At 62.3% G+C, this 26067-nt stretch carries 29 protein-coding genes; 23 read left to right on the top strand and 6 right to left on the bottom strand.

The window, feature by feature from the left end; genetic code table 11:
• Window positions 1–36 precede the first annotated feature (36 nt).
• The 5 genes from CXR42_RS07985 (at window position 37) to CXR42_RS08000 (ending at window position 8135) form a co-directional block, all read left to right on the top strand.
• Complete coding sequence (locus CXR42_RS07985) at window positions 37–2100, top strand: DNA methyltransferase (protein WP_245875390.1); 2064 nt, start codon at window positions 37–39, stop codon at window positions 2098–2100.
• A 102-nt stretch (window positions 2101–2202) separates the two neighbouring features.
• Entirely contained in the window at window positions 2203–3456 is a 1254-nt protein-coding gene (locus CXR42_RS07990; RefSeq protein ID WP_103256880.1) for a DUF262 domain-containing protein, read from the top strand.
• Window positions 3453–4547, top strand: a complete 1095-nt coding sequence (locus CXR42_RS19295) for an MAE_28990/MAE_18760 family HEPN-like nuclease (protein WP_146038016.1) — start codon at window positions 3453–3455, stop codon at window positions 4545–4547. Before CXR42_RS07990 ends, CXR42_RS19295 begins: the two co-directional genes overlap by 4 nt.
• A 985-nt stretch (window positions 4548–5532) precedes the next feature.
• Complete coding sequence (locus CXR42_RS07995; protein ID WP_103257099.1) at window positions 5533–6792, top strand: site-specific DNA-methyltransferase; 1260 nt, start codon at window positions 5533–5535, stop codon at window positions 6790–6792.
• Window positions 6789–8135: a site-specific DNA-methyltransferase gene (locus CXR42_RS08000; protein ID WP_103256881.1), complete on the top strand. Its 1347-nt coding sequence runs from the start codon at window positions 6789–6791 to the stop codon at window positions 8133–8135. Before CXR42_RS07995 ends, CXR42_RS08000 begins: the two co-directional genes overlap by 4 nt.
• A 53-nt stretch (window positions 8136–8188) precedes the next feature.
• On the opposite strand, the gene CXR42_RS08005 is transcribed toward CXR42_RS08000, so the two are convergent.
• From CXR42_RS08005 to CXR42_RS08030, 6 genes are all read right to left on the bottom strand, one after another.
• Window positions 8189–8743, bottom strand: coding sequence for a DUF3489 domain-containing protein (locus CXR42_RS08005; RefSeq protein ID WP_103256882.1), 555 nt, complete (start codon window positions 8741–8743; stop codon window positions 8189–8191).
• A gap of 15 nt (window positions 8744–8758) precedes the next feature.
• Window positions 8759–8980 (bottom strand): hypothetical protein, encoded by a 222-nt coding sequence (locus CXR42_RS08010; protein WP_103256883.1) that lies wholly within the window; start codon window positions 8978–8980, stop codon window positions 8759–8761.
• On the bottom strand, window positions 8970–9197 hold the full coding sequence (locus tag CXR42_RS08015; RefSeq protein WP_103256884.1) for a hypothetical protein: 228 nt from the start codon (window positions 9195–9197) through the stop codon (window positions 8970–8972). Before CXR42_RS08015 ends, CXR42_RS08010 begins: the two co-directional genes overlap by 11 nt.
• 102 nt (window positions 9198–9299) lie before the next feature.
• Entirely contained in the window at window positions 9300–9596 is a 297-nt protein-coding gene (locus CXR42_RS08020; RefSeq protein WP_103256885.1) for a hypothetical protein, read from the bottom strand.
• Window positions 9597–9605: 9 nt separating this feature from the next.
• Window positions 9606–9827, bottom strand: a complete 222-nt coding sequence (locus tag CXR42_RS08025) for a hypothetical protein (protein ID WP_103256886.1) — start codon at window positions 9825–9827, stop codon at window positions 9606–9608.
• A 14-nt stretch (window positions 9828–9841) separates the two neighbouring features.
• Window positions 9842–10042: a DUF6900 domain-containing protein gene (locus CXR42_RS08030; RefSeq protein ID WP_103256887.1), complete on the bottom strand. Its 201-nt coding sequence runs from the start codon at window positions 10040–10042 to the stop codon at window positions 9842–9844.
• Window positions 10043–10170: 128 nt separating this feature from the next.
• On the opposite strand from CXR42_RS08030, the gene CXR42_RS08035 reads away from it, so the two are divergent.
• The 18 genes from CXR42_RS08035 to CXR42_RS08115 all read left to right on the top strand — a co-directional run bounded on the left by CXR42_RS08035 (window position 10171) and on the right by CXR42_RS08115 (window position 26065).
• The gene (locus CXR42_RS08035; protein ID WP_103256888.1) at window positions 10171–10707 is read left to right on the top strand and encodes a hypothetical protein; all 537 of its coding nucleotides are present in this window, start codon (window positions 10171–10173) and stop codon (window positions 10705–10707) included.
• On the top strand, window positions 10655–12694 hold the full coding sequence (locus tag CXR42_RS08040; RefSeq protein WP_103256889.1) for a phage terminase large subunit family protein: 2040 nt from the start codon (window positions 10655–10657) through the stop codon (window positions 12692–12694). Before CXR42_RS08035 ends, CXR42_RS08040 begins: the two co-directional genes overlap by 53 nt.
• 1 nt (window position 12695) lies before the next feature.
• Entirely contained in the window at window positions 12696–12911 is a 216-nt protein-coding gene (locus CXR42_RS08045) for a phage head-tail joining protein (protein ID WP_103256890.1), read from the top strand.
• A 3-nt stretch (window positions 12912–12914) separates the two neighbouring features.
• Entirely contained in the window at window positions 12915–14411 is a 1497-nt protein-coding gene (locus CXR42_RS08050) for a phage portal protein (RefSeq protein WP_103256891.1), read from the top strand.
• Window positions 14411–15733 (top strand): S49 family peptidase, encoded by a 1323-nt coding sequence (locus CXR42_RS08055; RefSeq protein WP_180996007.1) that lies wholly within the window; start codon window positions 14411–14413, stop codon window positions 15731–15733. The genes CXR42_RS08050 and CXR42_RS08055 overlap by 1 nt, the downstream gene beginning before the upstream one ends.
• A 41-nt stretch (window positions 15734–15774) precedes the next feature.
• Window positions 15775–16155 (top strand): head decoration protein, encoded by a 381-nt coding sequence (locus tag CXR42_RS08060; RefSeq protein ID WP_036721623.1) that lies wholly within the window; start codon window positions 15775–15777, stop codon window positions 16153–16155.
• A 33-nt stretch (window positions 16156–16188) separates the two neighbouring features.
• Window positions 16189–17211: a major capsid protein gene (locus CXR42_RS08065; RefSeq protein WP_103256893.1), complete on the top strand. Its 1023-nt coding sequence runs from the start codon at window positions 16189–16191 to the stop codon at window positions 17209–17211.
• A 12-nt stretch (window positions 17212–17223) separates the two neighbouring features.
• Window positions 17224–17538, top strand: a complete 315-nt coding sequence (locus CXR42_RS08070; RefSeq protein ID WP_103256894.1) for a head-tail joining protein — start codon at window positions 17224–17226, stop codon at window positions 17536–17538.
• Window positions 17535–18170, top strand: coding sequence for a DUF6441 family protein (locus CXR42_RS08075; protein WP_103256895.1), 636 nt, complete (start codon window positions 17535–17537; stop codon window positions 18168–18170). Before CXR42_RS08070 ends, CXR42_RS08075 begins: the two co-directional genes overlap by 4 nt.
• 83 nt (window positions 18171–18253) lie before the next feature.
• Entirely contained in the window at window positions 18254–19528 is a 1275-nt protein-coding gene (locus CXR42_RS08080; protein ID WP_103256896.1) for a peptidoglycan-binding domain-containing protein, read from the top strand.
• Between the two features lie 81 nt (window positions 19529–19609).
• On the top strand, window positions 19610–20032 hold the full coding sequence (locus tag CXR42_RS08085; RefSeq protein WP_103256897.1) for an acyl-CoA transferase: 423 nt from the start codon (window positions 19610–19612) through the stop codon (window positions 20030–20032).
• 25 nt (window positions 20033–20057) lie between these two features.
• Window positions 20058–20996 carry a phage tail tube protein gene (locus CXR42_RS08090; RefSeq protein WP_103256898.1) on the top strand — a complete coding sequence of 313 codons (939 nt, stop codon included), beginning with the start codon at window positions 20058–20060 and terminating at the stop codon, window positions 20994–20996.
• Between the two features lie 2 nt (window positions 20997–20998).
• Entirely contained in the window at window positions 20999–21436 is a 438-nt protein-coding gene (locus CXR42_RS08095; RefSeq protein WP_103256899.1) for a hypothetical protein, read from the top strand.
• Between the two features lie 68 nt (window positions 21437–21504).
• Entirely contained in the window at window positions 21505–21666 is a 162-nt protein-coding gene (locus CXR42_RS19890) for a DUF7697 family protein (protein WP_425444847.1), read from the top strand.
• Window positions 21659–24127 carry a phage tail tape measure C-terminal domain-containing protein gene (locus CXR42_RS08100; RefSeq protein ID WP_103256900.1) on the top strand — a complete coding sequence of 823 codons (2469 nt, stop codon included), beginning with the start codon at window positions 21659–21661 and terminating at the stop codon, window positions 24125–24127. The genes CXR42_RS19890 and CXR42_RS08100 overlap by 8 nt, the downstream gene beginning before the upstream one ends.
• Window positions 24127–24753, top strand: coding sequence for a DUF2460 domain-containing protein (locus CXR42_RS08105; protein WP_103256901.1), 627 nt, complete (start codon window positions 24127–24129; stop codon window positions 24751–24753). The genes CXR42_RS08100 and CXR42_RS08105 overlap by 1 nt, the downstream gene beginning before the upstream one ends.
• Complete coding sequence (locus CXR42_RS08110) at window positions 24750–25634, top strand: DUF2163 domain-containing protein (protein ID WP_103256902.1); 885 nt, start codon at window positions 24750–24752, stop codon at window positions 25632–25634. Before CXR42_RS08105 ends, CXR42_RS08110 begins: the two co-directional genes overlap by 4 nt.
• A complete protein-coding gene (locus tag CXR42_RS08115) occupies window positions 25631–26065 on the top strand; it encodes an NlpC/P60 family protein (protein ID WP_103256903.1) in 435 nt (144 codons plus the stop codon). The genes CXR42_RS08110 and CXR42_RS08115 overlap by 4 nt, the downstream gene beginning before the upstream one ends.
• Window positions 26066–26067: the final 2 nt, after the last annotated feature.

A 26067-nucleotide genomic window follows, 5' to 3' on the forward strand; every position in this document is an offset into this window, starting at 1 on the left:
ACGAGTGCCCTAGAAACTGGGTTTCCGATCTTGGAAGTGAGCCAGCTTGGCGAGCAGGAGAGTTGGCGCAAAGAGATAAATAGGCCCCTCTACCACATCCACAAATGGTGGGCGACACGGCTAGGTTCTGTTTTCCGAGCCATCACGCTTGCCGCACTTAGCCCTCCCGGCAAGGGAATGTGGGATGACTTCTACCAGACGCATAATCTGAAAGGCAAAATTGTGCTCGATCCTTTCATGGGCAGTGGCACCACCTTGGGCGAAAGCCTCAAACTAGGCGCGAAAGTCGTCGGCTGCGACATTAACCCAGTGAGCACCTTTCTAGTGCGACAAGCTCTCACTCCAGTATCGGAAACCGCATTGCGCAGCGCGTTTGAAGATCTGGAAGCTGAGATAGCGCCACAGATTCGGCGTTACTACCAGACCCGGGACCCCGAAACAGGATCGCTGATTCCAGTGCTCTATGCCTTCTGGGTTAAAGTGTTGGACACGCCATGTGGCAAGGAAGTGCCACTTTTTGCCCGCTACGTGTTCGCCCAAGACGCGTACCCCAAGAAAAAGCCCCGTGCGCAAATCGTTTGCCCGGAGTGCTGGGCTATTTTTCAGGATCGCTACGATGCCACCAAGGTTGTCTGCACCGGGTGCGGAAATCATTTCAACCCACAGCAAGGACCAGCGTCTGGACAAAGCCTGACAACATGCGAAGGCAAAACTTACAAGATAAAAAGTCTTCTACCTGTATCTGCACCACCGCGGCACCGTCTCTATGCCCTGATGGCGCTGCGTCCAGACGGCTCGAAAATCTATGTCCCTGCCAGTGAAGAAGACCATTCTCTCTTCACTGAGGCCGCTGAGCGGCTCAAGACCGAAGACATCCCGCTCCCTACATTCCCTGTGCGGCCCGGCCACAATACCGACCAAGCGCGAGGCTACAATTATTACGCTTGGCGTGATTTCTTTAACGATCGCCAACTCCTTTGTCTTGGTCTTCTCCTCAAGGCAATTATGCGATTGGAAGACCGGGCCATCCGAGAGCAGCTATTGTGCCTATTCTCAAGCACACTAGAGTTTAACAACCTGTTCTGTAGTTTTAAGGGTGAAGGCACTGGAGCAGTCCGGCATATGTTTTCCAACCATATTCTAAAACCAGAGCGAACGCCCCTGGAAAATTCCATATGGGGCAGCAACCGTAGCAGCGGCACCTTCACGTCACTTTTTGAGTCACGCCTTCTGCGCGCCAAACGCTACCTTCTGGAGCCCTTCGAGCTAAGATTGGAAAACGACCTTCTAGGGGCAAGAGCGGGCACATCGAAGGTCATCGCAAGCGCTCCCATCTCACCGGCACTGTCAGAAAGCTGGCGAGACCTAGAGGAAATTGATGGCAGTGCAGCGCTTATTCTAAATGGCAACAGCGCCTCACTACCTATTCCAGATCGAAGCATCGACGCGGTAATCACGGATCCGCCTTACTTCGATTTTGTGCATTACAGTGAGCTCAGTGACTTCTTTTTTGCATGGCTAGCACCTGCCCTCAAAGCCACCTATCCGTGGTTTCAGCGCGAAGATTCTTCGGCCAAAGGCGAGGTACAGGACAAGGATCCCCAGGCGTTTGCGAAACATCTTAGCTATGTTTTTGCTGAGAGCCGTCGAGTACTGAAAGACGACGGCGTTCTAGCATTCAGTTTCCATCACTCTCGTCCTGAAGGTTGGGCCGCCATTTATTGTGCTTTGGCTCATGCTGGACTGAGCGTCGTAGCCGCGCACCCTGTTCATGCAGAACTACGCGCTGCCAGTCCCAAGAGTGCCGCCAAAGACCCGATTAGCTTGGATGCTATCCTGGTATGCCGAAAGCGCACTGGCATTGAGCCGAAACCGTACTGTCAAGAAGAGGTTATCGGCCGAACTAGTGTATTGGGCCAAACCCTCAGGGCAGGTGGGCTGCAACTTTCTCGTGCGGATCAATTTGTCATCGCAGCCAGCCAGGCATTGATTGCTGCTGGTCATGAGAGCCTTGCTTTCGAGGATATTGAAAAGCGCCTTGCCAGCATCCTCGCCGAGACCTCAGTTGCTGAACCAGAAATTCTTGCGGCAGCAGAGTGACTCGACCGAGCATCAACAAGACCACGGATTAGCGATACACCAGCTAAGCGAGCACAATCACGTACAGCTGGCATCAATGATCACGCAGAGGAGACGACCCGAATGTCAGATGAGATTGCAATCCAACTCCTCCCCGACGAAGCGCTGGAGCTTCCAAGCGAAGATTCTGGCGTGAAATTAAAAATGTCAGATGCTGTGATCAACGAAAAATATGTAAAGGGCGACATTCGCATTGTCACTGAGCAAGCTCGATATCCCATCAATACCGTTGCTGCCATGGCCGAAAGTGACTCGTACACCCTTTCGCCAGAGTATCAAAGGAGGCATCGCTGGAGTCGTGATCAGCAATCTAGACTAATAGAATCTTTGATAATGAACGTTCCGATACCACCAGTATTCTTGTATGAATATGATTACTCGAAATATGAAGTGATGGACGGACTTCAGCGACTGACTGCAGTTAGTGAGTACTACAAGAATGAATTCTCTCTCTCTGGTCTTTCTGAGTGGCCCGAACTAAACGGTAAAAAATATCGGGAACTGCCAGATAAGGTCCGTGAGGGAATTGATCGACGCTATATTTCTTCCATAATTCTTCTCAAAGAGACTGCACGGAACGACACTGAAGCGCTGCGCCTAAAGCAGCTCGTTTTTGAGCGGTTAAACAGCGGTGGTGTGCGCCTGTCTCACCAAGAATCTAGGAACGCACTATTCAACGGGCCATTAAATGAAGCGTGTTTGCGTCTATCTAGAACCCCAGCGTTCTGCCGTCTTTGGAACATTGCAGAGCCGACTGAAGATGAAGTGCAAGCCCGAGCGGAAAGAAAAGACTACACCTTGCCTAGCGAACTTATCGGCAACGAAGATTTTCGATCAATGTACGATGTAGAGTTGGTGCTTCGATTTTTTGCAAATAGGCAGCGCTTGCAGGTCAGGCAATCTGGTGATTCATTGAAGCGATTTCTTGATCGCTACTTACAGTTAGGAAACGCCTCTTTTTCGGATGTGACGATTTCATCGCTATCGACAATTTTCATTGATACGATCAACCTTATCGAAGATGTTCTTGGTGAGCAAGCTTTCTGGCTCTATCGAAAGCGTGGGAAAGAAGGTAGCGAAACCTGGAATTGGCTGCAGCGTGCAACGCTTGCGGCCTACGAGCCTTTGATGTTTGTTTTTAGCACGCTGACTTACCGGGCAATGGACCTAAGGGCTGCTGCGCCCGCAATTCGTGATGGCCTTCCGGAGTTCTACAAGAAGAATTATGAAATATTCGGTGGTCGAAACGTAAACGCTGCAGATCTTACGGCACGCGAACAAGCCTACCGAGCCTACTTATTAGAGAACATTGCATGAAGAGTGATCTTCTCACACTTGAAGGTGAGCTAGATGAGATTTCCGCGCTAATTAATTCCCATCTGGGCGCTGACGCTCTCTATCCGCGGATCTCTGCACTCGGCGAGCCTTACACTGACATCGTTGAAATGTCTAGAAACCTCCTACAGGGGCGAACTTCTCAGCGCAAGTATCAGTACATCTCCATTATAATAGCGCTTTACGGAGCCATGGAGCAATACGTCGAATCAATGCTTTTGTCATACTTGAGGTTTCTACCAAAAGTTTGCGGTCGCTTTGACAATATACCCGAGGCAATTCGCCTCAAGCATCATGATCTATCGGTTGAATATATGACTGCGATCAAGATGAAACGGGTCCACGAGCCGGAGGATGTCAATGTCATCGTTCGGCGACTTGCAATGTGCCGTGGGCGGGCTATGCGATATGAGTTAAACTCTAGAGCATTTACTCTCCGAACAGCCAACATGTCTTTTGATCGAATGACTACTTTAGCTGCAAACATGGGGATCTCCGTTACACCCAGGCGACTTATTAATTCACAGAGTTATCAGGCTTTCTATTTGAAAAGAAATGGCAGTGAAGCCCCGACAGTTGGAGATCTGGAAGCAAAGAGTGTTTTTTTGTTTGTCGATGATCTTGTCACCCGTCGAAATAGAATAGCGCATGGCGTAAATAGCATCGATGATATTGAAGATCACTCGTTGTTACTTGATCGAGTAGACCACCTTCGGATGTATGGAGGAGCACTTCATGAGGTGTTTGAGGATCAAGTAATTCGCTTAAGTGCAGAGAAGAGTCGTTTGCAGAATTTGGGGGTCCCGCAACATAAATTTAGAGGGAACATTGTTTGTTTTCATTTAGAAAACGGAGCAATTGAGGTGGGAGATGTTGTTGTCATGTTGCCGACTGATGCTAATTTTCCAGCCCGTCGAGGCAACGCCATTTCACTTCGCGTTGGCACGGCCTCGCATGATAGGGTTGTTGGGGGGCCAGATTGTCACTTTGGGGTAAAACTGCCTTACAATCCTAGCCCAACAGCAAGCTATGCGATTCTTCCTTCAGAGATCGTTGGCGGCCTTGATCTTTAACAGAGGAATGGAGTTCACTAATGTCTACGAGGGAACGTAGCGGTTATCGTGTTTTGCTGGATGCCACGATGAGGTTTGTCCGGAACGGGGAAGACTATGAGGCAGAGCTGCATAAGCTTCCACCCAGCGATGTGCGTGATGCGCTACTTAAGTCCACAAAGGAACATCTGTTAGAACTGCGAGAACAGGCGGACGATCTAGCGAGGCGTGGATTGGGCAGTGACAAAGTGTAGGGCTCAGGTCGCAAGTACAGAACGGAGCTACTTCCGCCCCACTTCGTCATATCACGTCAGAGCGCGCGCTTGGATGGGGCAAAATTACCTGAATCGTTTATTGCGGTTTATGGGGTTCTCGTCCGAGCGGATTTGACTCCTTCCTGAACAAACCGGCCTCTAGTTCGTATCGATCTACTCCGGCCGATCCCGTCGCCCTGCATCAAGGACCCTGCGAAAGGAAAACGGCCGATTGGTGGATTGCCCACTGTTGGACTTAGTCGGTTGAATTGAAACTACGTGATGGGTACAGCGGGTAGGCCCCCCCTTGGCATGGTTCCTCCCTGGCCCCAAGTGTATGCGGGGGGGCGCAGCGCGGCGTTTCGCTAGCGACAGGCATTTTCACCGGGGAAGCCAGGCGGAATCCACCTGCCTGGTGATCTTGGAAAAAGCGACTCATTATCAAAGGCTTGCGGAATCACGATCTTGGCGCGCTGGATTCTTGGCGGAATCCACGGAATCCATTTTGCGGAAGCCACCTTGTCGGAAGCCAGCCAGCGGAAGCCACCTGCCGGGAAGCCATTGAATCCGCGTGTATTTTTCGTTTGACAAAGCTGCCCCCCTTGACCTACCCCTTGATCATCGAAGAATTGCGCCCGGAGGAACCCCTCGCGGGCGCTTTGGTTTTCCCCACATCGCGGATCCTGATTCTGACGCTGGCATCGCCTAGCGCGCATCGGCGTGTCCGCTCTGCCCCAGATGGAAGCGACCCGATGGACCTGGTCTTTGCGCCGAGCCAGATCGAGACTTGGCCTCTCGACCGGCTGCGCCCTTACGCCCGCAATGCCAAGATCCACAGCACGGACCAGGTCGCCAAGATCGCTGCCAGCATGGCCAAGTTCGGCTGGACGGTGCCCTGCTTGGTGGCTGACGATGGGGAACTGATCGCCGGGCACGGCCGGGTGTTGGCGGCGACCATGCTGGGGCTGACCGACGTGCCTGTGATCCGGCTCGGTCACCTCGACGAAGCCGAACGACGGGCCTACCGGATCGCCGACAACAAGTTGACCGAGCTGAGCGAATGGGACGAGGCGATGCTGCGCGATGAAATCGCGGGGCTGCTGGCCGAGGATTTCGACCTGTCTTTGCTGGGGATCACCGACGAAGACTTGGACGCCTTGCTGCGGGATCCGGATCAGGTGGAAGGTGACGCGGTCGAGGGCGAGGACGACATTCCCGAACCGCCGGTTACGCCGGTGTCGTTGGCGGGTGACCTGTGGCAGCTTGGATCGCACCGGCTGATCTGCGGCGATAGCACATCCGCCGATGTGGTCGGGCGCTTGCTTGGCGATGTTCGCCCGCTGCTTATGGTCACCGACCCGCCGTATGGGGTCGAATACGATCCGTCTTGGCGCAATCAGGCGGGCGCAGCCAAGACCAAGCGCACCGGCAAGGTGCTGAACGATGACCGGGCCGACTGGCGCGAAGCATGGGCGCTGTTCCCCGGCGACGTGGCCTATGTCTGGCACGGCGCGCTGCATGCGGGCGAGGTGGCCGAGAGCCTGGTTGCGGCGGGTTTCGCCGTCCGGTCACAGATCATCTGGGCCAAGGACCGCCTTGTCCTCAGCCGGGGTGATTATCACTGGCAACATGAACCCTGCTGGTATGCCGTCAAGAAGACCGGCAAGGGCCACTGGGCGGGGGACCGCAAACAGACGACGCTGTGGCACATCTCCGGCAAGGACCAGGACGCGGCCACCGTGCATGGCACGCAGAAACCGGTCGAATGCATGCGCCGCCCGATCCTGAACAATTCCAGCCCGGGTCAGGCGGTGTTCGAACCCTTCATGGGATCCGGCACCACGCTGATCGCGGCGGAAACCACCGGTCGGGTGTGTTTCGGGATCGAGTTGAACCCTGCCTATGTCGATGTGGCCATCGAGCGCTGGCAGCAGTTCACCGGCGCCAATGCCGTGCTGGCGGATACCGGCGAGACCTTTGCCGACCTGAAGGCGAAAAGGCTGGCGGCATGAACTTGCACCTGCCGCCGGGCCGGATCGAGCATTGGCCCATCTCCCGGCTGAAACCATACGCCCGCAACGCCAAGACCCACGATGCCGATCAGGTGGCCAAGATCGCTGCCAGCATGGCCGAGTTCGGCTGGACCGTCCCGGTGCTGGTGGCGGCCGACGGCGAGTTGATTGCGGGCCATGGTCGCATCCTGGCCGCCGCCCACCTCGGCCTGTCCGAGGTCCCTGTCATCGTGTTGGGCCATCTGACTGAAGCCCAGCGTCGGGCATATCGCATCGCCGACAACAAGCTGACCGAGTTGGGCGGCTGGGACGAGGCGCTTCTGCTGCAAGAACTGCAGGCGCTACTGGCCGAGGATTTCGACCTTGGGCTGATCGGGATTCCGGAGGATGAACTGGACGCCCTGCTGCACGCGGGCGACGACGACAGGACGGTGATCGACGACGATGCGGCCGATGCCATCCCCGAACCGCCCGCTGAACCCATCACCAAGCCGGGCGATATCTGGGCGCTGGGCAAGCATCGGCTTTGCTGCGGCGACGCCACCGATCCTGTCGCTGTCGCCAGGCTGATGGAGGGCGAACAGGCCACGCTGATGTTCACCTCGCCGCCCTATGCCCAGCAGCGCGACTATGGCGCGGCGAAGGAAAAAGTCGGGGATTGGGATGCGTTGATGCAGGGCGTGTTCGCCGCAGCGCCGGTCACCGCCGAGGCCCAGTTGCTGGTCAACCTCGGCCTCGTGCATCGCGACAGCGAATGGCAGCCCTATTGGGAAGGATGGGTGGAATGGATGCGCACGTCTGGCTGGCGACGGTTTGGCTGGTATGTGTGGGATCAGGGGCCCGGCTTGCCGGGCGACTGGAACGGCCGCCTGGCCCCGTCGCACGAGTTCATTTTCCACTTCAACCGCGCGCCCCGAAAACCGCACAAGACCGTCCCGTCCAAGCACGCGGGCGAAACCCTCGGCGGCGGTGGTCTGCGCGGAGCCGACGGCACCGTCCACGCCAAGACCGGAACCGGCAACGCGATCCAAAGCCACCGCATCCCTGACAGCGTCTTCCGCATCATGCGCCATAAGGGCGGGCTAGGTGCGGCTGGATCGCACCCGGCCGTGTTCCCTGTGGCGCTCGTCGAGTCCGTGCTGACGGCTTTCTCGGATCCGGGCGACCTGATCTACGAGCCGTTCTGCGGCTCCGGCACCCAGATCGTCGCCGCCGAACGCGCAGGGCGACGGTGTTTCGCGATGGAGTTGGACCCGATCTATTGCGACGTGGCCGTGCGGAGGTGGGAGATTGCAACAGGCAAGACTGCGCAAAGATCCTCAGCTGACGCAGCCAATGTATGAGAGCCGCCGCCCGGGTTGGGCGGCGGTCATGTCGAAGTCAAAAAGGAAGCGGGTCATGCCGCAGGCAATCGATACACCCTTCCCCGCGTGTCATCCTTTTCCGAGCTGACCTCGAGGCCCAGCTTCTTCTTCAACGCCCCGGCCATCGCGCCTCGAACCGTGTGCGACTGCCAGCCAGTAGCTGTCATGATCTCCTCAATCGTAGCGCCATCGGGCGCGCGCAGCATGGAAATCAGGGTGGCTTGCTTGGTGCCAGTGCGCAGCTTCGGCTGAATGGCAGCAGGCAATGCGGGCGCAGGCATCTCAGCCGTATGTTTGCGGATGGCGACAACGGTCTTGACGACCACCGGGTCGATCCCGATGGCCAGCAAGCCAGCATCCGTCACCACCAGCGTGGTGCCATGGCCATCGCCAGTTTCGCGCCAAAGCGGCTCATTGCGGCGCAAGTTGGCGTCGACCTCCTGCAGCCAGCCGTGTTCGATCATCTTCGACACGGCCATCTTGGCCGCCGCACCGGCCAGCCCCTTGGGAAGTGGCAGGGCAATGTTCTCGGGGCGCTGGGCCCCGGCGCTGAGAATGATAGTCTGGGTTTCGGTGAGTTTGGCCATGGCGGGTTCCTCTTACTAGTCGTGGGTGGCAAGGAAGGCAGCGATGCGCGACATCAGGTCGTTGTGGCCGTCGGCATCCGTGCTGATGATCACGTCCCCGTCGTCGTCTCGTTCCAGATCGGCGATCTCACGCAGCAGGGCGATGGCATCGTCACAGGCGGCGAGGCGTTCGGCCTCCCATGCAGCGGTGATTGCATCCTGTTCGATCTGGTGGCGCTGGGCGGGATCAAGCGGCATGTTCGCCCTCCTTGAAGGCGGCGTCAGTGATCTGGCGCAGGAGGCTGGCGTAGTGGTTCAGTGTGCCGACGTGGCCCCAGTTGATCTCGTCCGGGTGGGCTTCGAAGTGATCGTCGCTCAGGGCCTTCAGGCGCTCCAGCATCGCGTCGATCTGGAACTTGGTGGTCATGAAGGCGTCGAGGGCTTTGGCATTGTCGGTCGCGCGGCGGATGGTCATGGCGTCGTCTCCGGGGGTGAGTTGCATCGTTCTTGTGTAATCACCATCGCTCTGGCGGGGCGGCTAGTGTAGGCAAATCCCAGCAATATCAGTGCTTTCTGATTACACTCCGGGCGCATCGGCCTGCGGCACCACATGCACCCACTGGCATCCGATCCACATGTAGAGATGGGCAAACTCCCGCGTCGGGCGCGGCAGAATGCGGGGATCACGGGGCGGGCCGAAGCAGTCCAGCGCCTCGGGTGTGACCTGTCGGATTTCCCGTGCGGTGAGGATGTCCTCGGGTTTCCAGCGCGCCAGCGCGGGCAGCATGTGGGCGGAATAGCCGTCGAAATGGACATAGACATGCGCCCATTCCTCGGGGCCGAGCTGGATGGCGATCTGCGCGCGGGTGCTCATGGTGCCGCCTCAGATCAGCTGCAGATCGACCAGCACGGCGCTGGCGGCAGCCAGCTGCGTGGTCGGCAGGTCGATCTTGATGTGCGAGAAGAGGTCCGAGCAGTCGGCCGTGATCCCGCCCTCGCGCAGCCCGGCTTCGATCATCTCCGCCACCACGTTGGGGCGCGAGCGGTCGAGATGGTCGGGCAGCGTGGCGATGTCGATGCGGATGGTGGTGGTGGCCATGGTCATGTCCCTGCCCTCCTTCAGCGTTTCGCAGCGGCGGCGACGCCAGCGGCGTAGGCTGCTTCCAGCGCGGCGCGGATCGCCCAAACGGCGACATCGTGGAAATCCAAACGGTCGCTGTTCTGGGTCTCCAGCGTCTCGATGCTGTGGAAGTGCTTCGTCACGATCTCCAGCAGCAAGGCGTCGCTGGGGGCTTTGGCGGGGGCGGTCTTGGTGGTCATGGCGTCGTCTCCGGGGGTGAGTTGCATCGTTTTCCTGCAGCCAGAATCGCTCTAGGCGGGAGTGTAATCAACTGAATAAGCAGATCATTTATGTTTAATTCCAACAACTTGAGGCCAATCCGATAGCCATGGAAGGTATGTCCGAGCGGGAATATTCCGCCCATTCCGGCCTGTCGCGTGGGGCCATCCAGAAGGCGCGCCGCGCCAGTCGGCTGGTGGTTTACAGCGACGGGTCGATCAACGCAGCCGCGTCCGATGTGCGCCGGGCCGACATGACCGATCCGGACCAGCAGCGCCGCAGCACTGGCGGCGACAGCGGGTTCAGCGGTCCTGCAGACAGCTCGTCCTACCTGAAGGCCCGGACGGCGCTGACTGTTTACCAGGCGCAGGATAAGCAGCTTGGCATTCAGAAGAAGAAGGGCACGCTGGTCGACCGGGCGCGCGCAGAAGCGCTGGTGTTCCGGTTGGCCCGACAGGAACGCGATACTTGGGTCACCTGGCCCAACAGAGTGGCAGCATTGATGGCGGCCGAGGTGGCCTTGGGGGTGGAAAAACAAACCGGCAAGCCGGTGATCATCGAGGCCGCGATCCTGCAGAGGGTGTTGGAAGCCCATGTCAGACAGCACCTCGACCACCTCGCCGATCTCCGAGTTTCCCTCGGATAGCGATGATCTGACCGCAGACCTCGACCTCGGCTTTGACGGGGCCGAGGATATCCTGCGCTCCTGGCGCAAGGGGATGCGTCCCGATCCGGACCTGACGGTGTCGGAATGGGCAGATGAACATCGCTGGCTTTCCTCGCGCGGTGCGGCCGAACCGGGGCGATACCGGACAGCGCGCGCGCCCTACCTGCGCGAGATCATGGATGCGCTGTCACCCCGCCACCCGGCGCAGCGGATCAGTTTCATGAAGGCGGCGCAGGTCGGCGCGACCGAGGCTGGCAACAACTGGATCGGCTTCGTGATCCACCATGCGCCGGGGCCGATGCTGGCCGTGCTGCCGAGCCTGGAATTGGCCAAGCGCACGTCGCGCGGTCGTCTTGATCCGCTGATCGCGGATAGCCCGGCGCTGCGCGAACGGGTCAACCCAGCACGGTCGCGCGACGCGGGCAATTCGATGCTGTCAAAGGAATTCCCCGGCGGCATCCTGGTGCTGACCGGTGCCAACAGCGCCACCGGCCTGCGCTCGATGCCTGCGCGCTACATCTTTCTGGACGAGGTCGATGCCTATCCGGCCTCGGCCGACGAGGAGGGCGACCCGGTCACACTCGCCGAAGCGCGGACCACCACCTTCTCGCACCGGCGCAAGGTGTTCATGGTGTCGACCCCGACGATCCGAGGATTGTCCCGGATCGAGCGCGAGTTCGAGGCTAGCGATCAGCGCCGGTATTTTGTGCCCTGCCCGCATTGCGGCCACATGCAATGGCTGCAGTTTGAACGCCTGCGCTGGGACAAAGGTCGGCCGGACACGGCAGCCTATCACTGCGAGGGCTGCGAGAAGCCAATCGCCGAGCATCACAAGACGCGGATGCTGGAGCAAGGCGAGTGGCGCGCAACCGCCGTTTCTGCTGACCCGCATTCCATCGGTTTCCATATCTCGGCGCTTTACTCGCCGCTTGGCTGGAAAAGCTGGCAGCAGATCGCGCGGGAATGGCTGGCGGCCCAAGGCTCGGAGGAGATGCTGCGTGTGGCGCGCAACACCCTGCTGGGCGAAACATGGGTCGAGAGCGGCGACGCCCCTGAGTGGCAGCGGCTGGCCGAGCGCCGCGAAGCTTATGGCGGTGCGCAGATTCCCGTCGGTGGTCTTTTCCTGACGGCTGGCGTCGATGTGCAAAAGGACCGGATCGAGGTCGATGTCTGGGCCTGGGGCCGGGGTTTGGAGTCCTGGCTGGTCGATCACATCGTGATTGCGGGCGGCCCCGACGATCCAGCCTGCTGGGACAAGCTGACGGCCATTCTGGGGCGGACATGGGGCTGCGCCAACGGTGCGGTGATGGTAATCGGCAAGCTGGCCATCGACACCGGATATGAAGCCCCGGCGGTTTACGCATGGGCGCGGAAACAGGGCTTCGACCAGGTCGCACCGATCAAAGGTCTCGAAGGCTTCAACCGCGCTACGCCAGTCTCGGGCCCGACCTTTGTGGATGCCACCATCGGCGGCAAACGTCTTCGCCGCGGGGCGCGGCTCTGGTCGGTGGCCACCGCCACCTTCAAAACCGAGACATACCGCTTCCTGCGGCTGGAGCGGCCGAGCGACGAAGACCGGGCGCTGGGCGTGCTGGACGCGCCCGGCACTGTTCACTTGCCAGATTGGATCGACACCGAATGGCTGAAACAGCTGGTGGCGGAACAGCTGGTCACGGTGCGCAACAAGCGCGGCTATGCCCACCCCGAATGGCAGAAGATGAGGGAGCGCAACGAGGCTCTGGACGCCCGCGTCTATGCCCGGGCGGCAGCATGGATCATGGGCGCCGACCGCTGGGACGAGGCAACCTGGCGGCGGCTGGAAGCGCAGGCCGGGGTGGAAACCCGACCGGCGCCCACGCCTGCCAACGCGACTGAACTTGTAACGCCCGCTGCGCCAACGGCCGGAACACCGACAACGCCACGGCGCAAACGCCGGGCCTACACACCGAACTTCATGAGGGACTGAGATGGATCTGGAACGGATGCGCGCCCTGTTGGCCGCGCTGCAGGAGGCCCGTTATGCGGGCGTCCGCTCGGTCAGCTATGACGGCAAATCGATCAGCTATGGCTCGGACACGGAACTGGCGAGCGCCATCAGCGATCTGGAAACCCGGATTGCAACCGCCACCTCCGGCACACCGCGTCGTCGTCGCTGGGGCACGGTTGGCTCGAAGGGTCTGTGATCCATGGCCTTTGAAGCGTTCCGTCAGCGCCTCGGCTCGATCATCGGGGGCTTCGATGCCGCGCAGGCCCATCGTCGCCTGCGCGGGTTCCGCGCCAGCCGCGCGCATGTGAACACGCTGATCGCGGCCTCGGGGGACACGATCACCGCCCGGGCGCGCTGGCTGGTGCGCAATAATGGCTATGCGGCAAACGCGGTGGAAAGCTTCGCCAGCAATGTCGTCGGCGATGGCATCAAGCCCTCTTCGACCATCGCGGATGCCGCGAAGAAAGAGGAATTGCAGGCGCTGTGGCTCGCCTGGACTGACGATGCCGATGCAGAGGGTCTGACCGATTTCTACGGGCTGCAGCGCCGGGCGGCGCGAGAAGTGTTCCTTTCAGGCGAGGTGTTCATTCGCATCCGTCCCCGCCGAGCGGAAGACGGTCTGACGGTGCCGCTGCAACTGCAGATGCTGCCCGCCGAGATGCTGCCCTTGGATATGAACCGCACCCTGCCCGGCGCGGGGCTGATCCGTCAGGGGATCGAATTCGATGGCATCGGCCGCCGCGTCGCATACCACTTCCTGCGCCGCCATCCGGGCGATCTGACCGACCCCGGCCTTGCTGGCGAAACTGTCCGAGTGTTGGCCACAGACGTGATCCATGTCCTCGACCCCGTCGAGGCTGGCCAGCTGCGCGGCGTCTCGCGGTTCGCCGCCGCCATCGTCAAGCTGTTCACACTGGACCTCTATGACGACGCCGAACTGGAGCGAAAGAAAATCGCGGCGATGTTCGCGATGTTCATCACCTCGCCCGCGCCGGAAACCCCACTGGAACCGACCGAGGAGGATCTGGAGGTTGAACCCGGCCAGGTGGTCCGTCTCGATCCCGGCGAAGATGTTTCGACCCCGGCGACACCAGACTCTGGCGGCACCTACGAGCCGTTCCAGTACCGCACCCTGCTGCAAATCGCAGCGGCACTGGGCGTGCCCTACGGATATCTGACCGGCGACACGGCCAAGGGGAACTTCTCCAACACGCGGATTTCGCTGATCGAGTTCCGCCGCCGTATCTCGGCCTGGCAGCATGGCGTGCTGGTCTATCAGCTCTGCCGCGCCGTCTGGGTGCGCTGGATGGACACGGCCGTGTTGTCGGGTGCCTTGGAGCTGCCCGGCTACGACAACCAGCGCCGCCAATATCAGGCCTGCGCCTGGTTGCCGACCAAGTGGGACTGGATTGACCCGATGAAAGACGCCTCGGCAGAGATCCTGCAGATCGAAGCGGGCCTGAAGTCTCGGACGCAAGCCTTGGCAGAGCGGGGATACGACGCCGAGCAGGTCGACCGCGAAATCGCCGCCGAACGCAAACGGGAAGCGGCGCTGGGCCTAGACTTCCGGCGACCGGGGTCACCCGCGCAAGGGCCGGGTGAAGGCACGGCGAAAGATGCGGATCAGGACAGCGCCAAGGACGACGAGGCCGACGACACCGCCGATGAAAAACCCGACCCCAAGGAGGGCGCATGATGCACCACGCGCAAATCGCCCAGCGCGCGTTCAACACGCCGTTGATGGTCGATCCCGCCAAGGCGCTGAGCTTCCTGTCCGGGCTGGGGCCGCGCATTACCGGGCAAGAAATCACGTTCCATGGCGTTGACGCGGACGCTTCCGATCAGACCGCAGTTGCTCTTCCAGCCCGGGCCTCGCTCTTCGGCAATGACCTTGCCCAGCGTCATCAGCGCAATGGCACCCAGCCCTTCACTATGATTGACGGCATCGCGGTGATCGAAATCGCGGGAACGCTGGTTCATCGCGGCGCGTGGATCGGCCAATCCTCTGGTCTAACCTCGTATGAAGGGATTGCTGCCCAGCTGCAAGCGGCCGTCGCCGATCCCGGCGTTCGCGGCATTGCCTTGGACATCGACAGCTTTGGGGGTGAGGTCGCCGGGGCCTTCGATCTGGCCGACCGCATCCGGGCGGCGCGATCACAAAAGCCGGTCCACGCATTCGTCGCCGAACATGCCCTGTCGGCCGGATATGTCCTCGCCTCCCAGGCTGACCGGATCATTCTGCCGCGCACCGGTGCTGTCGGCAGCATCGGTGTCGTGGCGTTGCACACGGATATGAGCGGCGCGATCAACCAGAAGGGCATCGCCGTCACGCTGATCCACGCAGGATCGCACAAGATCGACGCCAACCCGTATCAGCCGTTGCCCGAGGCGGTGCACGACCAGATGCAGCGCGAGCTGGAGGTGGTGCGCTTCCTCTTTGCAGAAACGGTCGCCGCCGGTCGCGGTGATCGGCTGACCCACACCGCCGCGCTGGCCACTGAAGCTGCCGTGTTCCGCGGGGCTGACGCCATCGTGGCGGGTCTGGCCGACGATCTCGCCGATCCCGTCACCGCTTTCCACGCCTTCGCCGCCGCACCCCGCGGCTCCAGTTCCTCCAACAGAAAGGGTCCACAGATGACCACCACGCCCACCGACACCGCGAACCCGGCAACGGTTGCCGCACCTCCTGCGGCAATGCCAGCGGTCGCGGCCGCGCCAGACGCACCGGCTGCGGCGGCCGATGCTGCGCCCAGCGCCATGACCGCTGACGCTGTGCGTGCCGAAGCCGCCGAGGTAGCACAGGTTTGCGCGCAGGCCGCCCGGCTCGGCGTGACCATCGACGCGGCCGACGCGGTCAGCAAGGGTCTGAAGCCCGAGGCCCTGCGCGCCCGAGTTCTGGCCGATCTTGCCGCCCGTAGCGACGCGGCAGGCATCATTGCCACCGCCCCGGCTGCGGCTTCGAAGGAAAGCCCCATCGTGGCCGCTGCCAAGAAAACTGCGAGCGACGCCAAGCGCTGAACCAGCTCCCCTTCCCAACCCCAGAACATGGAGACTGAACAATGCCCGTCCTGACGGAACAGCCCAGCATGGGCGATGTCCTCAAATATGAGGTCAACCCGAACTACACCCGCGAGGTGATCACTCTGCTGCAAGGCCAGCCCTACCCGGTCGGTTCGGTGCTGGGCAAGATCACCGCCAGCGGCAAATACAAGCTGGCCACCAGCGGCGGCAGCGACGGCGCGCAGACCGCGACCGCCGTGCTGCTCTATGCCGTCGATGCCACGCTGGCCGATGCTGTGGGGATTGTCGTCGCGCGCGGCCCCTCGATCGTTTCGCGCGCTGGCCTCGCCTATGACGCCACCGTCGATGACGGCGCCAAGATCACCACCAAGATCGGCCAGCTTGCCGCCGTGGGCATCATCGCCCGCGATGGCGTCTGACACGGTTTCCCCCCTTCATCCCCGGAGCACCCCATGACCCTTGTCCGCAATCCCTTTGACGCTGGCGGTTACTCGCTGGCCGAGATGACGCAGGCCATCAACATCCTGCCCAACCTTTACACCCGCCTCGGCCAGATCGGCCTGTTCCGTTTCGAAGGCGTCACCCAGCGTTCGGTGATCATCGAGCAATACGAGGGTGTCCTGAACCTGCTGCCTTCGGTTCCGCTGGGCGGGCCTGCAACCGTCGGCACCCGGGAAGGCCGCTCGATGCGCAGCTTCGCCCTGCCGTGGATCCCGCATGACGACGTCATTCTGCCGGGTGACATTCAGGGCCAGCCCGCGCTGGGCACATTCGATGGTGCCGACCCGCTGGTCGAGGTGATGAACCGCAAACTGCAGCTGATGCGACGCAAGCACGCCCAGACCCGCGAATACATGGAGATGAACGCGCTGCGCGGCATCGTGAAGGACGGGGCTGGCACGACGCTCTACAACTACTTCACCGAATTTGGCCTTGCGCAAATCTCGGTCGACTTCGTCCTCGGCACGGCAGGCACCAACGTTCAGGGCAAGGTGCGCGAGGTCTTGCGGGCGATGGAGGACAACCTGCTGGGCGAAAGCATGTCGGACGTGCACGCCCTCGTCAGCCGGGAGTTCTTCGACAAGCTGATCGCGCATCCGAAGACCGAGGAGGCCTACAAGTTCTACGCCGCTACTGGTGCACAGCCCCTGCGCCAGGACGTGCGGCGCAACTTCCCCTTCGCGGGCATCGTGTTCGAGGAATATGCGGGCACCGTCACCCTCTCGACCAAGGCGACCGAACGGCTTGTTCCCGCCAACGAGGGCATCGCGTTCCCCTTGGGCACGATGGACACCTTCACTACCTATGGCGGCCCGGCCAACCTGCTGGAGGCGGCCAACACCATGGGCCTGCCGCTCTATGCCCGCCAGCATCTCGACGAGAAAGGCCGTTGGATCGACCTGATGACCGAGGCGTCAATCCTGCCGGTGAACAAGCGGCCACGCATCGCGATCCGCATCCACACTTCGAACTGACGGGCGCTTCCGATGAACGTCTTTGCCGCCGCCTTGGACCGGATCTATGCCAACCCGTCCATGGCGGCGGCCGCTGTCTGGATTTCTGCCACCACATCGGAGGAACGCCCCATCCGCGTGGTCCGCCGCGCCCCGGACCGGATCAGCGACTTCGGGGCGGCCCGCTTTGTCAGCGACACCATGATTGTGGACGTCCGCGTGTCCGACCTGCCCGATCCCCGCCCTGGCGATCTAATCGTGATCGGGGCCGAGAGCTTCACCGTTCAGGGCGAGCCGGTGCGTGATCGCGAACGCCTGATCTGGTCGCTGGACCTGCGCCCATCATGAAACTGAAGGTCCAGTTCGATCCCGACCTCGTCGCCCTGATGCGAGCCGAAATCGCCGCAGGGGAAAAGGCAGTTTCGGCAGCCATGCGTGAAGCAGGCACCTCCCTGAAATCCGCCTGGCGTGGCCAGATCACCGGCGCTGGCCTCGGCACGAGGCTGGGCAACTCCATCCGCCTCGCCAGCTTCCCCAAATCCGGCGACAGCCTGAACGCCGCTGCGCTGGTCTGGTCCAACGCGCCGGTGATCATCGGCGCGCATGACACCGGCCCGCTGATCCGGTCGAAGAACGGGTTCTGGCTGGCGATCCCGACGCCTGCCGCCGGGAAAAGCACCAAGGGTGGCCGGATCACCCCCGGCGAATGGGAACGCCGCACCGGGTTGCGCCTGCGGTTCATCTATCGCCGCCGTGGGCCCAGTCTGCTGGTGGCCGAGGGGCGGCTGAATTCCAAAGGACGGGCTGTTGCGTCGCGGTCGAAAACCGGGCGCGGCGTGGCGACTGTGCCGATCTTCCTGCTGGTGCCACAGGTCAAACTGCGCAAACGGCTGGATTTGGCACGGGATGCGGAGCGAGCGGTGGATGGTGTGCCGGGGATCATCGTGGCGAGGTGGGTGACAAATTCGGACAGGGTATGATGCCCGCTTTGCGATGTTCGCTTGATGGTTGAAATGTGCATCGTTAGCCTGATGCCTGAAGTGACCTTAATTCGGAGCAGCCCATGTCGTTGAAACCATTAGTTTTCGCTATTGCACTGGCAGCGGCCATTCCAGCCTTTGCGCAAGATGTACCACTTTCCGCGGAATTGGCCGATATCGAACGACAGCTGACAGAGATCGAAGCACAGGCGGCACGCTACGATGGGGGCCTGATCCTGACACTGATCGACGCGCGCCGGGAAGCCCTTCTTCTTGCACGGACATTGGTCGAGAACCGGATCAATGCGGAAGCGGGTGCTGCAACTGTTGAAGTAACTGTCCCAGCGGTCCAGCCTGACGAAGCGCGAGCGGCACAGATCCTTGGTGAAATGGCGGCCGTTCAACAGCGCATCGAAGAGGCTGAACGCGAAGCTGCATCCGGCGGCGGGCTGATCCAGGCACTCGCACTCAGCCGTGCAGAAACCGAGAAGCTCACGTTGGCACAATTGCAGATGGGCTATCTGCAGGCGAAATACGGCATCGCATTCCCCGTCATGGTGCCTCAGCCCGCGACATCGGCGCCAGCCCCGGCGCCAGCGGCCGACACCGCGACACCGCCGGAGGGTGCAGCGCAAACGGTCGCATGGGCGGATTCGCGTTTCCCGGCCATCGACTACACGCTGGCTCCGTTCGAACAGGCCCATCGGGATGGGCACCGGATCTCGGGCTGGTGGACCATTGAGTCGTCGCGGGCTGCAGTGGATGACAGCCCGCAGATCATTGCGCTGAACCATTCGCAATTCCAGCCCAACAACTTCATGGGACAGACAGCCCTCGTCGCGCGCTGCATCGAAGGCGAGACAGCGTTCGTTTTCGTCCAGGACGATTTCCTGATGAACGACTTCAGACGCAATTCCTTTGAAATGACGCTCCGCATAGACGACCAGCCATCGCAGCAAGCGCGATGGAACAGTCTGACCACCAATAAGGGCGCTGGCCTCTTCGGACGTGAGGCAGAAACTTTCATCCGGTCGATCTACGATGCCGAACGTCTTTTCCTACGGCTTGTCGAGTCCAATGGCCAACAGCATGACGCACAGTTCGATCTCTTCGGATCGCAGGATGCAATCGAGGCGGTTGCAGGCGCTTGCGGCTGGACGACGCTGTCACTGTCCGCCGACGACTATCGTGCCATTCAGACCCTCTTGAACGCTGGAGGTTTCGATGTCGGAACTCCTGACGGACAATGGGGGCCTGCATCACAAACTGCCATGCGCGCCTATCAAGCGTCAGTAGGACTTCCCGAGACGGGAGCACCTGACCGGGCAACACTGGAAAGGCTTGGAGTTAGTCAGTGACCACCGGCGAGGCGGGTATTTCGTTCGAGAGCTTCTTTTCCGTCAGGCCAACCGAAGACTGACAGTATCAAAGGCGCGATCATGCCCACCACCCGCGAAACCCTCCTCGCCGCGCTGCATGCGCGGCTGCAGCCGCTTGCCGCCCTTGTTCTGCGTGACGAGGTGCTACCCGAGCGGATCCCCGCGACGGGACTGATCATTCTGCGCGATGGCCAGCCGGGCGAGCCGGAGGTCACACTGTCGCCCTTGCGCTACCATTTCCAGCACCGTGTCGAGCTCGAGGTCATCGTCCAGGCAGGCACCGGTCGGGCCAGCGCCTTCGACACCCTGATCGCTGCCATCGGCGCGGCGCTGGAAGCCGACCGCACCCTTGGCGGCCTTTGCGATTGGGTCGAACCCGAGGCCCCGGCCTCGGTCGACCTGCCCATCGAGGGCGCTGCGGCACTAAAGGCGGCGGTGATCACGGTCGTGCTGCACTACACCACCACTGGCCCCTTGGCCTGACACCCCAAACATTGAGGAGACTCCCATGGCACGTGCGCAAGGCGCGCGGGCGCAGATGGCGCTTGCGTATGAGACGGTTTACGGCACCCCGCCGGTGAGTGGGTTCCGGTTGATGCCCTTTGCCCGGGCGACGCTCGGGTCCGAGCAACCCCTGCTGGAATCCGAACTGCTGGGCTATGGCCGCGATCCCCTTGCCCCGATCAAGGATGCGGTCACCGCCGACGGCGAGGTGGTAATCCCCATCGATGTCGAGGCCTTCGGCTATTGGTTGAAGGCGGCGTTCGGCCAACCGGTCACGACCGGCACCACGCCCAAAACCCACACCTTTCAGTCGGGCAACTGGACGCTGCCCAGCATGGCGATTGAAACCGCGATGCCGGAGGTGCCACGTTTCGCGATGTATTCCGGCTGCGTTCTCGATCAGTTGTCGTGGCAGATGCAGCGATCCGGCCTGCTGACAGCAACAGCCCGCCTCGTTGCCCAAGGCGAAACCATCGCTGCCGCCACCGCCGCAGGCACGCCAACCGCGCTGGGCTTGCAGCGTTTCGGCCATTTCAACGGCACGGTGAAACGCAACGGCACCGCGCTGGGGAACGTGGTCTCGGCCGAAATCACCTATTCCAACAACCTCGACCGGATCGAAACCATCCGCGGCGATGGCCGCATCGATGGCGCCGATCCGACCATGGCGGCGCTGACCGGCCGGATCGAAGTCAGATTCTCGGACAGCACACTGGTGACCCAAGCCATCGACGGCAGCCCGTGCGAGCTGGAGTTCGTCTACAGCCTCGGCGCGAACGCCAGTTTCACCTTCACGGCCCACGCCGTCTATCTGCCGATCCCGCGCATCGAGATCGCGGGGCCGCAAGGCGTGCAGGCGAGCTTCGACTGGCAGGCCGCAAAAGCTGCCAGCCCCGCCCGCATGTGCACCGCCGTCCTCATCAACACCCTTGCAGGATATTGATCATGATCAGACTGAACCTGACCGCCACGCCGCAATGGCTGGACCTAGCCCCCGGCCTGCGCCTGCTCGTCGGCCCCCTGACCACCGCGCTGATGGTGTCCGCGCGCGCCGATCTGGCTGTGGAAACACTCCCCGAGGGGGCGACCCAAGAGGAAATGGCGCTTGCCATGGCCAAGTCCGTGGCCCGGCGCGCGGTGCTGGATTGGGAGGGGGTCGGCGATGACGCGGGCAATATCGTGCCTGTTTCGCCCGAGGGCATCGACGCCCTCCTGGAAATCTGGCCGATCTTCGAGGCTTTCCAGACGCAGTATGTCGCGCGCGGCTTGCTGCTGGACGCGGAAAAAAACGTCTCCGCGCCCTCGCCGACTGGTCCTTCGGCGGGGGTGACAGATACTGCGCGGCCTGCGCGGGGACGTGCCCCGACTGCCCCGCAAGACTGAACCGGCCACAAACGCGGGACGGCTGGCAGATCTGGGATCTGGTCGGCCGCCTTGGCGGGCAACTGCGGGTGACCCCCGGCGCGGTGCTTGGCTGGGACATGAGTGCAGCCCTCGCGCTGGCGCAGGCGCTGGGCGTGAACACCCTGATCGCCGCCGAACTGCTGCCCGAGATCGAGGCAGTGATGGTGCGCAAACTGAACGAACAAATGGAAGGGGGCCGCGATGGCTGAAAAACGGGTCAGTGTGCGCCTCGTCGCCGAAGGCGGCCGCCAGGTTCGCGCCGAGTTGGAGGGCGTCGGCACCGCTGGCGCAAAGGGCCTTGGCCGCCTGTCGCGCGAGATGGAGCTGGCCAACACCCGGCTTGCCGGTTTTGCGCGCCGGGCTGGGATCGCCATGTCTGCCGCCGCCGCTGCCGCCACAGCCTCGCTCGGGCTGATCGTCCGGTCCACCGCCGAGAGTGCCGCGCAAATTCGGCAGTTTGCACAGGTCGCCAATGCCACGCCCGAAGCCCTGCAGCGCTGGTCGGCCGGGGCGCGCACCGTTGGCATCGAGCAGGAAAAGCTCGCCGATATCCTGAAGGACGTGAACGACCGGGTGGGGGATTTCCTGCAGACTGGCGGCGGGCCGATGGCGGATTTCTTTGAACGCGTCGCCCCACAGGTGGGCGTGACGGCTGACCAATTTGCCCGCCTGTCGGGGCCAGAAGCCTTGCAACTCTACGTCGACACGCTGGAACGCGCCGGTCTCAGCCAGCAGGAGATGACTTTCCATCTCGAAGCCATGGCCTCGGACGCCACGCGCCTCCTGCCGCTCCTGCGCAACGGCGGGACGGAGATGGCGCGGCTTGGCGACCAGGCGTCCGACCTCGGCGCGGTGCTGGACACGGACGCCATCGAGGCACTGCGGCGCACCCAAGTCGCCCTCGGCACCATGTCGCTGGTGTTCGAGGGCCTGCGCAACCGGATCGCCGTCGCGGTGGCCCCATCGGTCGAGGCGCTGGCCAACGCCTTCATCGCGCTGGCATCGGATGGCGGCATCCTGCGGACAGCCATCGACGCGCTGATCGGCAATCTTGGACGCCTCGCTTCCTATGCTGCCACCTTTGCCGCTGTCATGGCGGGGCGCTGGGTGGCAGGCTTGGCTGCTGCGGCCTTGTCGGTGCGCGGCCTTGCCACGGCGCTGGTCATCCTGCGCGGGGCACTGATCCGCACCGGCATTGGCGCGCTGATCGTTGGCGCGGGCGAGTTGGTCTATCAGTTCTCGCAACTTGTCGCCCGGGTCGGCGGCGTGGGCGAAGCCTTCCGCCTGCTGGGCGATCTGGCGCGCGAGGTCTGGTCGCGCATCGGCCTCTCGCTGGATGCCGCCTTCGCCGATATGGCGGCGGGATGGGAAATGCTGAAGGCGGCGGGGCTTTCGGCGCTGGAGGGCACCATCGCAGGCGTGGTCAGCTTTGGCGACCGGACAGCGGCGATCTTCCAGGGGGCCTATGACGCGGCGGTGGCGATCTGGGGCAGTCTGCCCGGCGCCATCGGTGACTTCGCCTTCCAGGCCGCGAACGGGCTGATCTCGGGTGTCGAGGCGATGTTGAACGGCGTCGTCACGCGCATCAACAATTTCATCAACGGATTGAACGCCGCGCTGGCCCTGCTGCCAGAATGGGCGACCGGCGAAGGCGGCGTCAGGATCGGCACGCTGGATCCAGTAGAACTTAGCCGGATCGGAAACCCGTTCGAGGGTGCCGCGACAGCTGCTGGCGCAGCCGCCGCCGATGCCTTCTCGACGGCACTGTCGCGCACCTATCTGGAACCGCCTGACCTCGGGCTTGGCGCGATGGCAGACGATGCCCGCGCCCGCGCGGACGGCTATCGCGAGGCCGCTGGCATGCTGGCCGATGCCGCCAGTCGTCCACTGGCCAGCTGGCAGGCGCTGAAAGATGCAATGACCGGCACCGGTGCGGAGGCCGAAGCGGCGCTGGCGGATGCTGCCGGGTCAGCCGATGCCCTTGCGGCCGGACTGAATAACACCGCGACCGCAGCCGATGGCGCTGGCGGTGCTGCGCGCAACGCTGGGGCTGCGGCCGCAGAGGGCGCGGAAACGGCACTGACCGGCTGGGCCGCCGTCACTGCGGCGCTCGCCGATTATGCCGCCAAGACGCGCGACATCGGGGGTGATATCGGCAGCACGCTGGTCAGTGCCTTTACCTCAGCCGAAAACGCCGTGGCCGACTTCGTGAAGACCGGCAAGCTGGATTTCCGGGATCTGGTCACGTCGATGATCGCCGACCTCGCGAAGCTCGCGGCTCGTCGGTTCATTCTCGGCCCCATCGCGAACGCCCTTTCCGGCGCACTGGGCGGTGCCGGTGGCATCTTCGCCAATATCCTGCACGCCGGTGGCATGGTCGGAGCGCCGGGTCCGGGCCGTATGGTTCCGGCCCTGGCATTCGCCAATGCGCCACGGATGCACGCGGGCGGCTGGGCCGGGATCAAACCCGACGAGGTTCCGGCAATCCTGCAGCGCGGTGAGCGGGTTCTGTCGCGCCGGGAGGCTGCTGGATATGGCCAAGGTCAATCTGCGGTGCCCGCAGTCAATGTGACCATCAACGCCCGTGACGCCGAAAGCTTCCGGCAGTCCCGGACACAGGTCGCAGCAGACATTGCGCGGGCCGTGTCTCTGGGTCGGAGGGGCATGTGATGGCGTTTCACGAGCTGCGCTTCCCCGACAACATCAGCCGAGGGGCGCGGGGTGGTCCGGAACGGCGCACGCAAGTGGTCGAACTGGCCTCAGGCGATGAAGAGCGCAACGCCAGCTGGGCCGACAGTCGCCGTCGCTATGATGTGGCCTATGGCATCCGCCGTGCCGATGATCTCGCAGCGGTGGTTGCCTTCTTCGAGGCCCGCAACGGCCGCCTGCACGGGTTCCGCTACAAGGACTGGGCCGACTACAAATCTGCCCTGCCTTCTCATGCGATCACCGCGACGGACCATCAGATCGGCACCGGGACCGGTAGCCTGCAAACCTTCCAACTGGCGAAACGCTACACCTCCGACGCGCAGACTTGGGTGCGAACCATCGCCAAGCCCGTCGCCGGGACCGTCCGCGTCGCGCTGGGCATGGTCGAGCAGATGTCCGGCTGGACCGTAGACACGACGACTGGCGTCGTCACCTTCACCACTGCACCAGCGGGCGGCGTCATCGTCCGCGCTGGCTTCGAATTCGATGTACCGGTCCGCTTCGACAGCGACACGCTGGATGTCACCCTCGACTTCGAACGGCTCGGCTCGATCATCTCTATCCCGCTGCTGGAGATCCGCAGATGAAAGCCCTCTCCCCTGCATTGCAGGCCCATCTTCATGACGGCACCACGACTTTGTCCTGGTGCTGGCGGATTTCACGGGCCGACGGCGTGGCGCTCGGCTTCACCGATCATGATCGCGCCCTCAGCTTTGACGGCACGGATTTTGAGCCGGAAAGCGGGTTTGCCGCCTCGGAAATCCGCGCTGGCTCCGATCTGGCCGTCGATGCGCAGGATGCCACCGGCGTGCTGACCTCCGACCGGATCACGGAAACCGACATCCTTGACGGGCGCTGGGACAATGCGGCGGTCGAGCTCTGGCGGGTGAATTGGGCCGACACCAGCCAGCGCGTTCTGTTGCGCCGGGGTGCGGTTGGGCAAATCCGCCGCGGGCGCATGGCCTTCGTGGCAGAAGTCAGGTCGCTGGCGCATATGCTGGGTCAGACCGTGGGGCGGACGTTTCAGGCGGGGTGCGATGCCCGGTTGGGCGATGCGCGCTGCGGGATCGATCTGGAAAACGCGATCTACAAGGGCACCGGTGTCGTGACGGACCTGTTGCGCGACCGGGCGTTCATGGCCTCGGGACTAGCCGCATTTGATGCGGGCTGGTTCACGTCTGGAACCTTGACCTGGACCAGCGGCGCAAATGCGGGGCGGGTCGCTGAAGTGTTGTCGCATGGTGTGGATGGAAGCATCGCCAGCCTCACACTGTTGGAAGCGCCGGTGCGTGCCATCGCCGAAGGGGACAGCTTCGTCGCGCGGGCAGGCTGCGACAAGCGCCTCGCGACCTGCAGCGCCAAGTTCGCGAATGTCGTCAATTTCCGGGGCTTCCCCAACATTCCGGGTCAGGATGCGGTCCTGCGCTATGCCAGCCAGGACGGCGGCCATGAAGGAAACGTGCTGTGAATTGCGCCGATCCCGCCTTCGTCATCGCCACCGCCCACAGCTGGCTCGGCACGCCCTACCATGATCAAGCCAGTCTGCGCGGTGTGGGATGCGATTGCCTTGGGCTGGCGCGCGGCGTCTGGCGTGAGGTGGTCGGCGACGAGCCTTTCCCCATTCCGCCCTATAGCCGGGATTGGGGCGAGACCGGTCCGCGCGAGGTGCTGGCGGAAGGTGCGCGCCGGATGATGCCGGAAATCATGCCCTCAGCCGCCAACCCCGGCGCACTTCTTCTGTTCCGGATGGCCCCGCGCGCCATCGCCAAGCATGTCGGGATCCTGACTGCCCCCGACCGTTTCATCCACGCCTATGAACGGCTGGGCGTGGTCGAGGAAGTCCTGACCCCGATATGGGCGCGCAAGATCGCCTTCGCCTTCCTGTTCCCCAGAGATTGAGA

The organism is Tabrizicola aquatica, assembly GCF_002900975.1.
In the GTDB taxonomy this organism is placed as follows: domain Bacteria; phylum Pseudomonadota; class Alphaproteobacteria; order Rhodobacterales; family Rhodobacteraceae; genus Tabrizicola; species Tabrizicola aquatica.

Excerpts from the sequence above, each read along its gene's own strand:
- CXR42_RS07990 (WP_103256880.1), top strand. The coding sequence starts at position 2,203 with ATGTCAGATGAGATTGCAATCCAACTCCTCCCCGACGAAGCGCTGGAG.
- CXR42_RS19295 (WP_146038016.1), top strand. The coding sequence starts at position 3,453 with ATGAAGAGTGATCTTCTCACACTTGAAGGTGAGCTAGATGAGATTTCC.
- CXR42_RS07995 (WP_103257099.1), top strand. The coding sequence starts at position 5,533 with ATGGACCTGGTCTTTGCGCCGAGCCAGATCGAGACTTGGCCTCTCGAC.
- CXR42_RS08000 (WP_103256881.1), top strand. The coding sequence starts at position 6,789 with ATGAACTTGCACCTGCCGCCGGGCCGGATCGAGCATTGGCCCATCTCC.
- CXR42_RS08005 (WP_103256882.1), bottom strand. The coding sequence starts at position 8,743 with ATGGCCAAACTCACCGAAACCCAGACTATCATTCTCAGCGCCGGGGCC.
- CXR42_RS08010 (WP_103256883.1), bottom strand. The coding sequence starts at position 8,980 with ATGCCGCTTGATCCCGCCCAGCGCCACCAGATCGAACAGGATGCAATC.
- CXR42_RS08015 (WP_103256884.1), bottom strand. The coding sequence starts at position 9,197 with ATGACCATCCGCCGCGCGACCGACAATGCCAAAGCCCTCGACGCCTTC.
- CXR42_RS08020 (WP_103256885.1), bottom strand. The coding sequence starts at position 9,596 with ATGAGCACCCGCGCGCAGATCGCCATCCAGCTCGGCCCCGAGGAATGG.
- CXR42_RS08025 (WP_103256886.1), bottom strand. The coding sequence starts at position 9,827 with ATGACCATGGCCACCACCACCATCCGCATCGACATCGCCACGCTGCCC.
- CXR42_RS08030 (WP_103256887.1), bottom strand. The coding sequence starts at position 10,042 with ATGACCACCAAGACCGCCCCCGCCAAAGCCCCCAGCGACGCCTTGCTG.
- CXR42_RS08035 (WP_103256888.1), top strand. The coding sequence starts at position 10,171 with ATGGAAGGTATGTCCGAGCGGGAATATTCCGCCCATTCCGGCCTGTCG.
- CXR42_RS08040 (WP_103256889.1), top strand. The coding sequence starts at position 10,655 with ATGTCAGACAGCACCTCGACCACCTCGCCGATCTCCGAGTTTCCCTCG.
- CXR42_RS08045 (WP_103256890.1), top strand. The coding sequence starts at position 12,696 with ATGGATCTGGAACGGATGCGCGCCCTGTTGGCCGCGCTGCAGGAGGCC.
- CXR42_RS08050 (WP_103256891.1), top strand. The coding sequence starts at position 12,915 with ATGGCCTTTGAAGCGTTCCGTCAGCGCCTCGGCTCGATCATCGGGGGC.
- CXR42_RS08055 (WP_180996007.1), top strand. The coding sequence starts at position 14,411 with ATGCACCACGCGCAAATCGCCCAGCGCGCGTTCAACACGCCGTTGATG.
- CXR42_RS08060 (WP_036721623.1), top strand. The coding sequence starts at position 15,775 with ATGCCCGTCCTGACGGAACAGCCCAGCATGGGCGATGTCCTCAAATAT.
- CXR42_RS08065 (WP_103256893.1), top strand. The coding sequence starts at position 16,189 with ATGACCCTTGTCCGCAATCCCTTTGACGCTGGCGGTTACTCGCTGGCC.
- CXR42_RS08070 (WP_103256894.1), top strand. The coding sequence starts at position 17,224 with ATGAACGTCTTTGCCGCCGCCTTGGACCGGATCTATGCCAACCCGTCC.
- CXR42_RS08075 (WP_103256895.1), top strand. The coding sequence starts at position 17,535 with ATGAAACTGAAGGTCCAGTTCGATCCCGACCTCGTCGCCCTGATGCGA.
- CXR42_RS08080 (WP_103256896.1), top strand. The coding sequence starts at position 18,254 with ATGTCGTTGAAACCATTAGTTTTCGCTATTGCACTGGCAGCGGCCATT.
- CXR42_RS08085 (WP_103256897.1), top strand. The coding sequence starts at position 19,610 with ATGCCCACCACCCGCGAAACCCTCCTCGCCGCGCTGCATGCGCGGCTG.
- CXR42_RS08090 (WP_103256898.1), top strand. The coding sequence starts at position 20,058 with ATGGCACGTGCGCAAGGCGCGCGGGCGCAGATGGCGCTTGCGTATGAG.
- CXR42_RS08095 (WP_103256899.1), top strand. The coding sequence starts at position 20,999 with ATGATCAGACTGAACCTGACCGCCACGCCGCAATGGCTGGACCTAGCC.
- CXR42_RS08100 (WP_103256900.1), top strand. The coding sequence starts at position 21,659 with ATGGCTGAAAAACGGGTCAGTGTGCGCCTCGTCGCCGAAGGCGGCCGC.
- CXR42_RS08105 (WP_103256901.1), top strand. The coding sequence starts at position 24,127 with ATGGCGTTTCACGAGCTGCGCTTCCCCGACAACATCAGCCGAGGGGCG.
- CXR42_RS08110 (WP_103256902.1), top strand. The coding sequence starts at position 24,750 with ATGAAAGCCCTCTCCCCTGCATTGCAGGCCCATCTTCATGACGGCACC.